This window comes from Capsulimonas sp. (assembly GCF_039929585.1).
GTDB lineage: Bacteria > Armatimonadota > Armatimonadia > Armatimonadales > Capsulimonadaceae > Capsulimonas.
In genome coordinates this window covers 1-13,237 of the sequence record NZ_JBDSQY010000040.1, presented here as the reverse complement: position 1 = coordinate 13,237, position 13,237 = coordinate 1, and the positions used below count along the sequence as shown (strand labels likewise).

The following is a 13,237-nucleotide window of genomic DNA, read 5'->3' as shown; positions in this document are numbered from 1 at the left end:
GACTTTGAAGACTGTTTTCAGTTGATCGCTCCGTCACTTCCCGGGCAGCTTCTCGATTTTTCACCATGTCCGTCTCCTCGCTCGACATTCAGCAGGCCCGCATCCATCAGGTCGCCCGTGAAGATCTGGTGATGTTCATCAACGCCTGCTTCTCCTGCACCGGCCAGCGCGAGTTTTACAGCAGCGGCTTTGAACAACGCGTCTCCATCGACTTCCTTCACCAATATATCCTGGGCAATTACCGATTGCTTTATGTGCGAACGCTCGCGGCGGGCGTCAACCACTTCAGTCAGGCGCAAATCCTGGTGAACTTGCTTTCGACTGGGCGACACACGCCGCCGGAGCATCGCGCGGAGGAGAATGCGCTGATTCGCGCGGCGCTGCACGCGCTGCCGTCGCACCGGGCCTGGAACGTTTTGGAAACGCTGCGCAAACGCGGCGTCAACAATCGCCGCTCCCGCGCCGTCGCCCGCGATTATCTGGCGACACGTCGCGACGCCGCGTTCCACGCCGTGAAGTATGGCCGACAGCTGCATGCGTCTGCGATCCACGCGCATTTGAAACTGCCCAGTGAAGTCGGCGATTTTCTGTTCGAAAAGTTAGAAAGGCGCTCGTTTGAGACCCCGCTGCTGGAGACGTTCCGGCAAGCGCAGTACAGCGCCGAAGCCATTTACAAATTGCCCTATTCCATCGCGGAGGGACTGGCGGCGCGCAAGGGCCTCAAGCGCGAAGTATTTTTGGAGCGGATCGCGCCTCAGATGACCTCCCATGAGAAGCTGCGCCTTCAGCGCACGGCCGAGCGCGTCGGCGCCAATGCGCCTGCTCTCGACTGGGAGCGTCTGCCGCTGACCCGCCTCGCGCTGTTCATTCTCTCGACGCCGATGTCCGAGCGCTTCCAAAAACAGGAGATGCTGGAGGAAGCGCTGCGCGCGGCGGCGCGTCATGCCCTGCGAATCGCGCCGATCCGTTTGGGGCGAGTGGCGGCGGTTCTCGACAACAGTTACTCGGCGTCCGGATCGCAGGAAAAGCGCCGCCGTCCGCTAGGCGTTGCGATCGCGGCGCACTCGCTGCTTCAGGAAGCAAGCGACACATATCGGTCGTTCTGGACGTCTCCCATCGATTCGCCCGTTCTGGCGTCGCCGCGCGGTCAGACGGATATCGCGACGCCGCTGCTGGACGCGCTGGAATGGAAGCCCGAGACAATTGTGATCGTCTCCGACGCGTTTGAAAACGATCCGCCTCGCGGCGCCTCGGAAGTGCTCCGCGTCTTCCGCGAGCGGCTGGATCCGGAAGCCGAGGTCACCATCATCCATTGCAACCCCGTGTTCCATTCGGATGACTTTACCTTGCAGGGACTGAGCCCATATATCCCGACAGTCGGTCTGCGCGATGGGGAAGACTTGCCGACGATGCTGGAATTCGCCCGCTTCGCCAGCGGCGCCGCCGCGCTTTCGGAGCTGGAAGCACATCTGTCTTCGCGGGTGGCGCACTTGCTGCGCTCGCCGAAATCCCGAGATGTAGCCGACTTGGAAATCGAGGGGGATGAGGCGACCGAATGACAACCCATGCGAAACCGATTACGGAAATTTCGCTCGCGGGCCTGGAGATCGCCCCATCGCAGGTCTGCGGCGCAATGCGCCTTGTCCCGCTGCTGCGCCACAAGGCGCCCGGCGACCTTCGGCTCGCCCGCCGCAATTATCGCGATAATCTGACTATTACCGCCACCAGCGGCGCGCCGGGAGGACGAGGTCCGCACTACGCCTCTTATGTCCCGCACGGAATGGTCATCGATTGGAGCGACGACGGCTCGCCCGCCGCATCTCATGGCGGACAGATACGACGCGATGGAAGCAGTTTTAACGTCTGCGGAATGAATATTCGCGTCTTGTCGCGCATGGCGAAGCGAGAAGCAGGAAACCGCCTGCGATTCCTGCCTCTGCATCTGGCGATGGAGGGCTTTCTCTCGCTATTCTTCTCCGGCCCCGAGATTGCCTGGCAGGAGTTTTCACGTAAGTTTCGGAACAATGGTTTCCAATCACGCTGGGAGCTCGCGATGTCCGGGCGGCGCATTGACGGCATGGAAGAAGCCCTGCGCGTCTTTGAAATCCACGAAGATCAGGTCGGTATGCTGATCTTCATCGCCGAAGAAATGGCCTCGGCGTTTGTCGTCTCCCACCCGGATGACTATCGCGCCTTGCACGAAACCCTGCTGCTGGATTTCTACAGCGAGCTTCTGGCCCAGTACGCCTTGCTCTGGAATACGTCTATTCCAATGGACCTCTCCGTCAAGGACGCGAACGCTACCGACCTCGCCAGCCTGCGCGCCGAAATTGGGCGTGTTCGCGCCGACTGGGGCGAGTTTCATGGCTTCATGGCGTCGAACCTGATCGGACGCACGACGATATCAGAGCCCATTTATCAGGCTGGCCCCTTCGCCTTGCAGCGCTTCATCACGTCTCTCGATCCCAAAACCGAGAACCACATCGGTGAGGCCATCGTTCGAGACGACGGCATGCTGGAGTATCTAAAAACCTATCGTCTCTCCGGCGCGCAGACCCGGCGCGCTTATCTTCTCAGCCAGCTCGCCGAACACGGCTGGCAGCTCGACGCCGCCGCCGAAGCGCTGCAAACCACGCGCGACGAACTCGTTCTGCGCCTGGAAAAAGCTGGCTTTGGCTATATCCTCAACCCACAAGTCCTCGCCGCAGCGCAGACGACTAAGTGGAAGCAGCGGCGCATTCCATAACGTCCTTATATCTCCAGAGCGCATGTATTTCTGCCGACAATAGCGTCATCAGGCCGGCCTTGTAGCCGGCTCTTACACCTTGTCGTCTTGCAGGAGCACCCGTTCGAATGTCACTCCCGAAAATCAAATTGCGTTCCATTGCGCAGAAACTCTGTCTTGCGGTGGGCCTCGCCACCGGCGCGGTTTTGATCGCCACATCCTGGTTCAGCTATCATGCGAGCCGTCAACTGCTGGAGCAGCAGGCCGACGCCAAGGCGATGGGTCTGCTGACTTCCACGGCGCAGCGGCTCGATACCTACATTCAGCGCTGCGGCGCGCGCACCGACGCCGTCGCCGCACGCCAGCTTGGGGATGGCGCCGTTCCAAACAAGGAGATTGGGCCGTATCTGGTCCGTCTGCTGAACGAAGCGCCGGCATCCGACGCCTTCGACTTCTATATCGCCTACGATCAGATTAACTGGAAGGACAAGCTGTCCAACCAGCTGGTGACACGCAAAAGCTTTCCGAATATCCTCAAGCCAGACTACGACTATCACGACGCGTCCCAGGAATGGTACAACGGCCCCAAGAAAAGCGGCAAGCCCTATGTCACTGAGCCGTACTACGACGACGGCGGCGGCAACATTGCGATGGTCAGCTACACGCGGCCGATCTACGACAGCAAGCACACGTTGCTCGCGATCACAGGAACCGACCTTGGACTGGACGAGCTGCGCTCGATCATGGGGGGAATCCACCTTTTAGATGGCGCGAGCCAGTCTCAGGAGTTTGGCTTTTTGGTCAGCCGGGGCGGCCTGCTCATCACCCACCCGGACGAGAATTTACTCTTGCGCAAAGGCTTTGCGGGCACTCCCGCCAAATCCCTCCCGGATGGTCAGAAGCTCGCCGACGCGGATCATGGAACGCAGGAGATCAAGATCAAAGGCGAATGGCGGCGTGTCTACTGGGCCACGGCGCCCTTCACCGGCTGGCGCGTCGTGATGAATGTCTCACAGGACGCCATTCTCGCCCCCAGCATCGCGCTCCGTAACCAGGCCATGGCGATCAGCGGCGTCGCGCTTCTTTTGATGCTGGCGCTCGTTTGGCTGATCGCCACACGTCTGGGCCGTGCACTGGCGCCAATGGCGGTCGCCGCCGAAGCGCTCGCCAAGGGCGATGTGGATCAGACGATCGATGTCCACAGCAATGACGAAGTGGGCCGGATCGCCGACGCCTTTAGATCGTTGATCATCTACCAGAAAGAAATGGCGCACGCGGCGGAACGTATCGCGGCCGGAGATTTGCGGCAGACCACACAGCCGCAATCGGATCGTGATACTTTGGGACACGCCTTCCAGGCCATGGGAACCAACCTGCGGCGCCTGATCGGCGAGGTCGGCGCGAGCGCGGCCACCGTGACAGGGTCGGCGGCGCATCTGGCGGGCACGGCGCGCAACGTTGGGCTCTCCACGGAAGAGATCACGGAGACCATGCGTGAAGTGGCGACGGCGTCCGAGCAGTCGGCGCGCGGCGCGGGCGATGTCGCCCACAGCAACTCGGTCCAGGCAAACTCGGTTGCGGACAGCATGGCGCTGATGCGAAAACTGGCGGAGAGCGTAGACCTTGTCGCCGAAGGAGCAGCCTTTGCCGCCGCCGAAGCGTCGAGCGCCAGCAGCGCAGCATCCCAGGGAGCGCGCACGGTGGAGGCCACCGTTCAGGGCATGCAGAACATCCACCGGACAGTCAGCCAGTCGGCGCAGATCATGGAAAGCCTGGGCGCCGCTTCTCAGCGTATCGGCGGCATCGTCGAAACTATCGACGCCATCGCCGCACAGACCAATCTCCTCGCGCTGAACGCCGCCATCGAAGCGGCGCGGGCGGGTGAATCGGGACGTGGCTTCGCCGTCGTCGCCGATGAAGTGCGCAAGCTCGCCGAGCGCTCCGGCGCGGCGACCCGCGAGATCGGCGCGCTGATCGGTGAAGTGCAGACCCGCACACAGGAAGCGATCGCGTCGATGGACGCTGGCCGCAAGGACGTGGAGAACGGCGCATCGCAGGCTGAACAGGCGGGCGCGGCGCTGAACGAGATCCAGAAAGTCGTCGAATCCGTCACCGCCCGAGCGGTGGAAATTCGCGAAGCGGCTTCGCAGATGCGCGGCACATCCATTGAAGTCTCGCAGGCGATCTCGTCGGTCGCCACGGCCGTCGATCAAAACAGCGCGGCGGCCGAGGAGATGTCGGCGTCCGCCGAGGAAGTCTCTGCTTCGATCCAAACCGTGTCGGCGACGACCGAGCAGCAAAGCAGCGCCGTCGAAGACTTGGTCACGGCCTCCGGCGAGCTGGCCCAGATCGCGGAAGCGCTCCAGCACAGTGTGTCGCGTTTCACCCTCGACGATGCCGAGGCCACGCAGCCTGCGGCAAGCAGTCGACCAAAACTGCGCATCGCATAGTCCGCATCATCCGGCAATCGCTCACAGACCGTCTGTAAGGTTTTCCTTGCGGGCGGTCTTGTTTTTTGCACAGTGCAGCCACTGACCAACTGCCCGCACTTTACGAATCGCATGGAGCCCTTCCCCAACTTTTCGCTTTCCCTTGCGCGATATCCTGAGTACAAAGCATCGCCAAGCGAGCTGAAGTACGATAAGGAGTTGAACATTGAAGCCCAATCACGCCGTCACTTTCGTAATGCTCTGCGGCCTGGCGGCTGCGGACAACGTAATCAGTCGCCACTGCATGCAGGCGCATGCAACAGCCGTATATCGAACCGCGTCTTCGCAAGCTCCCGCGCCGCTAGTCACATATTCGGCGGATCTACGGCGGCGGTTCTTATGGTCGGACTGCCGAGGATTTCCAGAGGAAGGATACGAATGCGTGGCGCTCATCCATCATGCGCGGGTGACGCACGATCTGCATGAGTTGCATTTGTTACAAGCGGCGCACCGCCGGCATATCCGCATTCTGTTAAGGCGTTATATTGAAGCCAATGATCCCTCATACACGCATCCAGCGACTAAGCATCGCAGCGCGTCCCAATAAAACTCTCGTTCACGATAAAGGAAAAATCAATGTTCAAGATCCGTTTCGCCACCCGCAAGCGCTGCTGCGCCTTCACGCTTATCGAACTACTCGTTGTCATCGCCATTATTGCTATAATTGCAGCAATCCTGTTTCCTGTATTCGCCCAGGCCCGCGAGAAAGCGCGTCAGATCTCCTGTTCCTCCAACTTGCGGCAGATCGGCCTTGCAACACTCCAGTATGTGCAGGACAACGATGAGACGTATTTCCCGTGGCAAGAGAATGATCCGTTCGGCGTCAAATTCTGGGATGGTTACCGCGATTTCGCCCACAGCAAATACGACGCGACCGCCGGATTTTTGCAGCCGTACATGAAGAGCACGCAGATTGAGGATTGCCGTTCCGCCGCCGGATCTCTCCCGGTCGGCACAAACTTTTCAAATGAGATTTTCGCCGCCTATGGAACCAATATGGAGATGTTCGCCCGGGATCATATGCTGGTGTCCGCGACTCTCGCCGAGGTCAAAGCGCCCTCCGACACGGTTTACATGGCGGATGCGGCGCAGTTCCAAACTCCGAACGGCCCTCTGACAAGAGTGAATGAATTGAACAGTCCTTCCGATGGCGGGGGCAGCGTTCACGGCATTCACACCGGCTTCGCCAACGTGCTCTGGACGGATGGACACGTGAAGGCGGTTCGTCCGACGCCGCCGACCGCCCCCAGCGGCGGCACGACGGTTGCTTCATACGTTGCGAACAACATGGGCGCGATTGTTCCGCAGGCGTCGGTGAGCGCGGATCCAGATTATTACTTTAAGCTTGAGAAGTAACCGCATGTGAAATGCGCCCATGAAGGAGGTGTTCTCAGTCATCGCCCCCGACGCATCTTAAGCCGGCTGACGGAGCTGCGCCTGCCGATAAATCCGATCCAGCGCTGGATGCGCTCGTCCTGCTTCAGCAGTTCGATCGTGTTCAGCGTTTTTTCCAGCGTCTTCACATCGAACAGCACATGCAGCTGCCGGTGGCAGTCATTGCAAAGCCGCACCATCTCCTTGCCCTTGCGGGATTTAGGCACAAGGTGATGCTTCGTCGTGTGACTTTCGGGAACCTCACGGTCACAGATCGGACAGTTGACATAGTCCTCAGACGTGGTAAAGCGCATACCATAAAAACAATTCGGCAGAGAGCAGCGTTCCTTGTTTGGCCATTTTCGCGGTAAACTTTCCACTTGTTGGGAGATCATGAAAATGGCTTACGAGATCAAAGACATCGCTCCCGGCCTTTGGATCTGGCGCGTTCCCCATCCGCACTGGAAGCCTGGCTTCGATTGGAATCAGATCGTGACTTCGACGGTCGTGGAAGCGGGCGGTGAAATCGTCGTGATCGATCCATTGGCGCCGCCAAATGACGCGGCAGAAATTTGGGCGCGGCTGGATGCGCGGCCGCCGACGGCGATTGCAATTCTCAAACCAGATCATGTGCGGGATGTGGACGCCTTTGTCCGGCGGTACAATATCCCTGCGTACGGGCCGAGCTTGTTTTGGCGGGATGATATTCCAGTGACGCAGCTTACGCCTATCGATCCAGGAACGGTGCTGCCAGGCGGATTGGTTGCGCTTTACGACGGACGAGGACGCGGCGAGACGCCGCTGTGGCTGCCGGAGCAGCGGGCGCTGGTCTTCGCGGACGCGCTGACGGCTCCCGGCGGCGACCTGCGCATCTGGTCGACGCCATGGCACAAGAAACGCACGCTCCCGGCGCTGAGGGCGCTGCTCGATCTGCCGTTCGAGCACGTGATTGTATCGCACGGCGAACCAGTACACGATCGCGCCGCATATGAACGCGCCCTGGAACAGCCCCCCTTTGCGGGATAAGCCGCAATGGCTCTACTCCATGCTTCAAACACGGCGCCCAGGCTAAGAAAATTCATGGGCGCCGAAACTCCCTGAGCGCTTTTCTTGCTGTATAATTTGCTATCTCGCAGACGAACATCCAATTTCGCCATTTGCTGCTTGCAGCTGGAAACGCGACATCCATGCTCCGCACGACGATTGAAAGCATTCTACAATCTTCCTCTCTCACCGAAGAGATGAACCATTGTCTCAGTCCCTGGGTGGACTTACCGCAAGCGCCGTTCTCCGCCGTTTCCCAGCGTGTCGCCGACATGTCTACCGCGACCCCGCCAGCAAGACCAACTGGGTCCTCGTGCAGCGCGACGCCGAGCAATAGATAACGCAGCATGGAAAGGTTAAGCCACTCCCCAAGGCGCACCGCCGGCTGGCCCGCACAACAGCGAAGCATTCACCAAATTCCCTGAGCCATGACTTTGCCAAGCTTCGTACTGCTCGTCAGGACCGCAAACTAACTCTGTCCCGTCCTCAAACTCCAGCCGGCATTCTCCCTCGGACGAAGCATGAAACGCGGATACCTCTTGAAAGAGAAGCGACAGCAGCGGACAAAGCGTTGCGCTCTTCGCGTAATAACACTCGCAGGCCTCGCCGCCTGCGGTCAGCAGAGTGACTGGCGCTTCAAAGATGACCGCCAGATCACGTTCCCGAGTCCACATGTGAACGTGAATTTGATAATCGAATTTGAGTTGCGTGACCTTCAGCCCTTCCAAACTCCACTCACGCCATTGCACTGATGTATCCATATTTCCCTCAAACAGCGTTATTCGTTGACCGTCCAGCACTTCGGCTCCGACCAGAATTTATTCTAACACAGAAGTCCGGCTGTAGCGCCAAAAGAACGGGTAATCCTGTTGACGCAACGCCCCATCCGTGGTACACTTTCCATGCGCCTGGGGGCGCTTCCAATCCGCGGAAAGAGCCGTGCTCACCCTATCGTTGCTTTGGCTTCGTATCCACGAACCTCTTCAGCCTGACCATGCGGACACGCAGGCGTTAAGGGAGTTCGTATGTCTGATTTCTCGTCTATGCCCATTGGCGTCGATCTCGCTCAGCTTCGCACACAGGCGAAGGAGCTTCTTCAGGCCGTTCAGGCCAGTTCGCCGGAAGCCGTCACGCGGTTTCGTGCGCATCACCCCCGTTTTCCTATTGCCTCTCCAAAATTGACCGATGCGCAGTTGGTGCTCGCACGCGAGCTTGGGTATCCGAGCTGGCCGAAGCTTGTCGCCGCCGCGCGGACGGCGACGATGGGCGCCGCCGATGCTTTTGTCGAAGCGGCGATCGTGGGCAAGCTCGATCGAGCGCAGGCGCTTTTGAATGACCGTCCAAATCTCACGCAGGCAACGATTTATACGGCTTGTGTTTATGGCGACGTCGATGCGCTGCGGCGATGCTTAGAGAATGATCGCGGGTTGGCAAACGCGGTGGGCGGCCCCCGAAAACGTCCTCCGCTGCTTTACGCTGCTTTCTCTCGCATCTTTCATGTCGTGGAGCGGCGGCCTCATTTGCTTGAAACAGTGAAAATGCTTCTGAGCGCGGGCGCGGACCCGAATGCGGCGTATCGGGAAGCGCCATGGGAAGACAGCCCCCTGCCTGCGCTGTACGGCGCGGTCGGCGTTCTGAACGACGCCGAGCTTGCGGGAATATTGCTGGACGCCGGCGCCAATCTGAACGACAATGAGTCGCTCTACCATTCGTGCGATCATGTGGCGAATGATTGTACGGAACTGCTGCTGCGGCGCGGCGCGGACCCAAATAGCGTCAACGCACTGGCCCATCAATTAGACTCTGAGGATCCCGAAGGCTTGCGTCTCTTTCTGAGCCATGGCGCGGACCCGAACCGGAGCGCGCCCACGGGCGGGAACGCGCTGCACTGGGCAATTCTGAGGCGGCGGAGCGTCGAATGCATTGGACTGCTTCTCGAATATGGAGCCGATGTCGAGGCGCAAAGCGCCGAAGGCGTAACGCCATATCGGATGGCGGTGCGCTCGGGACAACGTGAGACGGCGGCATTGCTGGAAGCGCACGGCGCGGATACGGCGCTCAAGGCCGAGGACCATATTATTGGAGCGCTCGCCTCGGGAGACGCCAGTCAGCTGAAAACTGTCAAAACGAATCACCCGGAGGCGCTTACGGAGGCGCTCGCTCAGCATGGCGCGCTGCTTGCGGAGATGGCGGGCGACGGCCGCACGGACGCCGTGCGTCTGCTGCTCGACCTTGGCGTTTCTCCGGACACGCGCGGCGCGCACCATGGGACAGCCCTGCACTGGGCTTCTTGGCAGGCCCGCCCGGACGTGGTCCGGCTGCTCACCGAGCGAGGCGCTTCTCTGGAAATCATGGGAGCGAATTTCGGGGCGACGCCGCTGCAATGGGCGATCCACGGCGCGGATAATAATCCAGAGCGGCCCTGGGAAACCTTCGTTGAGACATTTCAAGCGCTGATGGAGGCCGGCGCGGCGCTCGATCCCTCATGGCTGGAGGAGGCGAGCGAAAAGGTGCGCGTCGCCTTCATATCTTTTTCATCTTCATCCGTTATCATATAGCTACGAAACGGGTATCGTCTGGCCTTAGCAAAAATTGTTAAGGCCAGATTGTAACGCAAGCCTGCGAAATACGTCTGAACAACTAGAAAGACAAAGCGTCTAACCTCGTTGAGTAATCTTATGTCGATTTCCATCCCTACCGAAGCCATATCCACCCCCAATCATGCCGTTCTCAAGGACGGGTTTGAATGGGTCGATCTTGAACTCGTCAAACCGACTGAGGAAGCCATTCGACTGTCGCCCGGCGACTTCGCGCTGAAGAACCAGGTGCTGCCATTGTCGGTCGAGGACGGCGTTCTGGTCGCCGCGATCGGAGCGCCGGAAGCGCTAGTCGCGGTGGACGAATTGGGCCTGCTGATCCGGATGCCCACCCGCGCGGTGCTGGCGTCGCCGGCCTTTGTGCGCGAGAAGATCGAAGAGATTTTCTTAGAGCGAATTCTGGCGGGCCTGCCCGGCGAATCCGAGAACTCGACGCTAGCCGAAGCCGACGACACCACGGACCTCGCCGACCTGCAAAAGATGGCGGGTGAGACCGCCGTCATCCAGATGGTCAACTTGATCTTCGCCCAGGCCGTGCGCGACAGCGCGAGCGACATCCACGTAGAGCCGTACGACCGTGACGTGAAGATCCGTTATCGTGTGGACGGCATGCTGCGCGAAGTCATGTCACCTCCCAAGCGAATGCATGCGGCCATCATCTCCCGTCTCAAAATCTTGGGCGAAATGAACATCGCCGAGCGCCGCCTGCCGCAGGACGGTCGTATCAAAATCGTGATCGCCGGCCGGCCGATCGATGTCCGCGTCAGCATCGTCCCCACAGTCTACGGCGAGCGCGCCGTCATGCGTATTCTCGATAAGAATACGGCGATGCTTGGCCTGGAAGAGCTCGGCATGCGGGCCGACACGCTGGCGAAGTATCGCCAGATGATCAGCCTGCCCTATGGCGTTATCCTCGCCACGGGGCCGACAGGCTCGGGAAAATCGACCTCGCTCTACGCCTCACTGCGTGAGATCTGGTCGCCGACCACGAACATTCTCACAGTCGAAGACCCGGTGGAGTACCAGTTGGCGGGCATCGGACAGATCCCGATCCGGCCAGCCATCGGCCTCACCTTCGCCAACGGCCTGCGCTCCATTGTTCGACAGGATCCGGACGTGATCATGGTCGGCGAAATTCGCGACCAGGAAACGGCGGACATCGCGATCAACGCGGCGCTGACGGGACACTTAGTCTTCAGCACCCTGCATACCAACGACGCCCCCGGCGCGGTGACCCGACTCCTGGATATGGGCGTGGAGCCGTATCTGGTCGCGTCGTCGCTGATCGGCGCTATCGCCCAGCGATTGGTGCGCCGCAACTGCCCATTTTGCAGCGTCCCCGACGCCCTCAAGCCCGAGATGCTGGACGCGCTGGGGCTTACAGGAAACGAATGGGTCGGCGAAGCGCCATTTCGGCGTGGACGCGGCTGCGACCGGTGCCAGCAGAGCGGTTACAAAGGCCGAGTCGGTCTTTATGAACTGTTCACCATTGACGAAACGATCCGGCGGATGACGGTCGCTCGCTCCAGCTCCAACGATATGAAGGACCACGCCGTAAAGACTCACGGCATGCGAACTCTGATGGGCGACGGCGTTCTGGCTGTGCTGGAAGGCAAGACTACCCCGGAAGAAGTCCTGCGCGTCAGCCGGCGGGAATCAGTCTAAATGGCTCAGCTCACCTACGATTACACAGCCATGGACGCCGCCGGGGCGCGGCGCTCGGGATCGGTCGACGCGGAAACGCGCGACGCGGCGATTGCGCGGCTTGCCGCCGAAGGCCGCTTTGTGCTGGATATTCGGGAAGCGAGCAGCGCCGGCGCCTCGCCGATCGCCACGGGGAGCCACAAGGCGCCCTCCCGCCAGGATCTCGCGCTGTTCACGCGCCGCCTCGCGGACCTTTCTTCGGCAGGCCTGCCGCTGGACCGCGTACTGCAAGTCGTGAGCGAACAATCGGAGAGCGCGACGCTCAAGCGCGTCGCCGACGAGGCGCTCGCGGATGTGCGCTCGGGTATGTCGGTCAGTCAGGCGCTGTCCAAGCATCCCAAGTATTTCAACGCGATCTTCACAGAGACGCTGCGCGCCGGCGAGGCGAGCGGCCAGTTCGGCGATGTCGCGGCGCGGCTCGCGGAGTATCAAGAATCCGATGTCATGCGCCGCGGGCAAATCGTCGGCGCGCTCGTCTACCCTGCTGTCCTGGCGTCCACGTCACTGTTCGTCGTGGTCTTTCTCGTGACGTTCGTTCTGCCGCGATTGGCGCCAGTGTTCAAGGACATGGGATCGGACCTTCCGGCCACAACCAAGGTGCTGCTGGCAGGCGTCAACTTCGCCACGCACTATTGGTTTATTATTCTGGCGGCGACCATCGGGATCATCGTCGGCCTGCGTCTGTGGCTGATGACCCCGGCGGGCGCTTACTCAAAAGATAAGTTTCTGCTGAATGCGCCCATTATTGGGCCGGTCATCCAGAAGGGAACGGTCTCCCGTTTCAGCCGCGTTTTGGGGACGCTCGTCCATGGCGGCGTTCCGATCCTGGAGGCGCTCCAGATCGCCGGTCTTTCGGCCAGCAATAAAGTGTTCCAGCGCAGCGCGCTGCTCGTCGAGGATGAAGTCCGCGCCGGCCGGCCGATCGCCGAAGCCATGCGCGACGCCGGCGCGTTCCCGCCCGTGCTCACGCACATGGTCGCCGTCGGCGAGGAAACCGGCAACCTTCCCAAAATGCTCGAACGCGTCTCCGACAGTCTGGACTTCGAAGTCGATACGGGAATGCGCCGTCTTGTATCGCTTGTCGAGCCGATCATTGTCCTCACCCTCGGAACGTTTGTCGGGTTCGTCGTCCTGTCCGTGCTGCTCCCTATCTTCCAAGCGCAGAATTTAGTCAAATGAAAAACAGAAAACTCTACAGATCACACTCGTCACTGAAGTCCCGCCGTGGATTTACGCTCATTGAGCTGCTCGTCGTCATCTTGATCCTCTCGATCCTGGCGGCGCTCATCGTCCCGCGTCTCGTC

13 protein-coding genes are annotated in these 13,237 nt (G+C 60.3%); 11 read left to right on the top strand and 2 right to left on the bottom strand.

Annotated elements, in window-relative coordinates:
- Positions 1-65: 65 nt before the first annotated feature.
- The 5 genes from ABIZ35_RS02570 (at position 66) to ABIZ35_RS02550 (ending at position 6,570) form a co-directional block, all read left to right on the top strand.
- Positions 66-1,559 (top strand): hypothetical protein, encoded by a 1,494-nt coding sequence (locus ABIZ35_RS02570; protein ID WP_348218306.1) that lies wholly within the window; start codon positions 66-68, stop codon positions 1,557-1,559.
- Complete coding sequence (locus tag ABIZ35_RS02565) at positions 1,556-2,746, top strand: hypothetical protein (protein ID WP_348218305.1); 1,191 nt, start codon at positions 1,556-1,558, stop codon at positions 2,744-2,746. The genes ABIZ35_RS02570 and ABIZ35_RS02565 overlap by 4 nt, the downstream gene beginning before the upstream one ends.
- Before the next feature lie 107 nt (positions 2,747-2,853).
- Positions 2,854-5,175 (top strand): methyl-accepting chemotaxis protein, encoded by a 2,322-nt coding sequence (locus ABIZ35_RS02560; protein ID WP_348218304.1) that lies wholly within the window; start codon positions 2,854-2,856, stop codon positions 5,173-5,175.
- A gap of 205 nt (positions 5,176-5,380) precedes the next feature.
- Entirely contained in the window at positions 5,381-5,761 is a 381-nt protein-coding gene (locus tag ABIZ35_RS02555) for a hypothetical protein (RefSeq protein ID WP_348218303.1), read from the top strand.
- 29 nt (positions 5,762-5,790) lie between these two features.
- Entirely contained in the window at positions 5,791-6,570 is a 780-nt protein-coding gene (locus tag ABIZ35_RS02550; protein ID WP_348218302.1) for a DUF1559 domain-containing protein, read from the top strand.
- Between the two features lie 38 nt (positions 6,571-6,608).
- Here the strand turns inward: ABIZ35_RS02550 and ABIZ35_RS02545 are convergent, their stop codons facing one another.
- On the bottom strand, positions 6,609-6,902 hold the full coding sequence (locus ABIZ35_RS02545) for a hypothetical protein (protein WP_348218301.1): 294 nt from the start codon (positions 6,900-6,902) through the stop codon (positions 6,609-6,611).
- Positions 6,903-6,987: 85 nt separating this feature from the next.
- On the opposite strand from ABIZ35_RS02545, the gene ABIZ35_RS02540 reads away from it, so the two are divergent.
- Together ABIZ35_RS02540 and ABIZ35_RS02535 are read left to right on the top strand one after the other, a co-directional pair.
- Entirely contained in the window at positions 6,988-7,614 is a 627-nt protein-coding gene (locus ABIZ35_RS02540) for an MBL fold metallo-hydrolase (RefSeq protein ID WP_348218300.1), read from the top strand.
- A 223-nt stretch (positions 7,615-7,837) separates the two neighbouring features.
- Complete coding sequence (locus ABIZ35_RS02535; protein WP_348218299.1) at positions 7,838-7,969, top strand: hypothetical protein; 132 nt, start codon at positions 7,838-7,840, stop codon at positions 7,967-7,969.
- 19 nt (positions 7,970-7,988) lie between these two features.
- Here the strand turns inward: ABIZ35_RS02535 and ABIZ35_RS02530 are convergent, their stop codons facing one another.
- Entirely contained in the window at positions 7,989-8,432 is a 444-nt protein-coding gene (locus ABIZ35_RS02530; RefSeq protein WP_348218298.1) for a DUF6188 family protein, read from the bottom strand.
- Between the two features lie 225 nt (positions 8,433-8,657).
- Here ABIZ35_RS02530 and ABIZ35_RS02525 point away from each other — a divergent pair, with 225 nt between their 5' ends.
- The 4 genes from ABIZ35_RS02525 to ABIZ35_RS02510 all read left to right on the top strand — a co-directional run.
- Positions 8,658-10,190, top strand: a complete 1,533-nt coding sequence (locus tag ABIZ35_RS02525) for an ankyrin repeat domain-containing protein (RefSeq protein WP_348218297.1) — start codon at positions 8,658-8,660, stop codon at positions 10,188-10,190.
- Positions 10,191-10,310: 120 nt separating this feature from the next.
- Positions 10,311-11,894, top strand: a complete 1,584-nt coding sequence (locus ABIZ35_RS02520) for a GspE/PulE family protein (protein WP_348218296.1) — start codon at positions 10,311-10,313, stop codon at positions 11,892-11,894.
- The gene (locus ABIZ35_RS02515) at positions 11,895-13,112 is read left to right on the top strand and encodes a type II secretion system F family protein (RefSeq protein WP_348218295.1); all 1,218 of its coding nucleotides are present in this window, start codon (positions 11,895-11,897) and stop codon (positions 13,110-13,112) included.
- A partial coding sequence (locus ABIZ35_RS02510; protein ID WP_348218331.1) for a prepilin-type N-terminal cleavage/methylation domain-containing protein occupies positions 13,109-13,237 on the top strand: 129 nt, incomplete at its 3' end. The genes ABIZ35_RS02515 and ABIZ35_RS02510, both read left to right, overlap by 4 nt.

Excerpts from the sequence above, each read along its gene's own strand:
- ABIZ35_RS02525 (WP_348218297.1), top strand. The coding sequence starts at position 8,658 with ATGTCTGATTTCTCGTCTATGCCCATTGGCGTCGATCTCGCTCAGCTT.
- ABIZ35_RS02550 (WP_348218302.1), top strand. The coding sequence starts at position 5,791 with ATGTTCAAGATCCGTTTCGCCACCCGCAAGCGCTGCTGCGCCTTCACG.
- ABIZ35_RS02570 (WP_348218306.1), top strand. The coding sequence starts at position 66 with ATGTCCGTCTCCTCGCTCGACATTCAGCAGGCCCGCATCCATCAGGTC.
- ABIZ35_RS02515 (WP_348218295.1), top strand. The coding sequence starts at position 11,895 with ATGGCTCAGCTCACCTACGATTACACAGCCATGGACGCCGCCGGGGCG.
- ABIZ35_RS02560 (WP_348218304.1), top strand. The coding sequence starts at position 2,854 with ATGTCACTCCCGAAAATCAAATTGCGTTCCATTGCGCAGAAACTCTGT.
- ABIZ35_RS02545 (WP_348218301.1), bottom strand. The coding sequence starts at position 6,902 with ATGCGCTTTACCACGTCTGAGGACTATGTCAACTGTCCGATCTGTGAC.
- ABIZ35_RS02565 (WP_348218305.1), top strand. The coding sequence starts at position 1,556 with ATGACAACCCATGCGAAACCGATTACGGAAATTTCGCTCGCGGGCCTG.
- ABIZ35_RS02520 (WP_348218296.1), top strand. The coding sequence starts at position 10,311 with ATGTCGATTTCCATCCCTACCGAAGCCATATCCACCCCCAATCATGCC.
- ABIZ35_RS02540 (WP_348218300.1), top strand. The coding sequence starts at position 6,988 with ATGGCTTACGAGATCAAAGACATCGCTCCCGGCCTTTGGATCTGGCGC.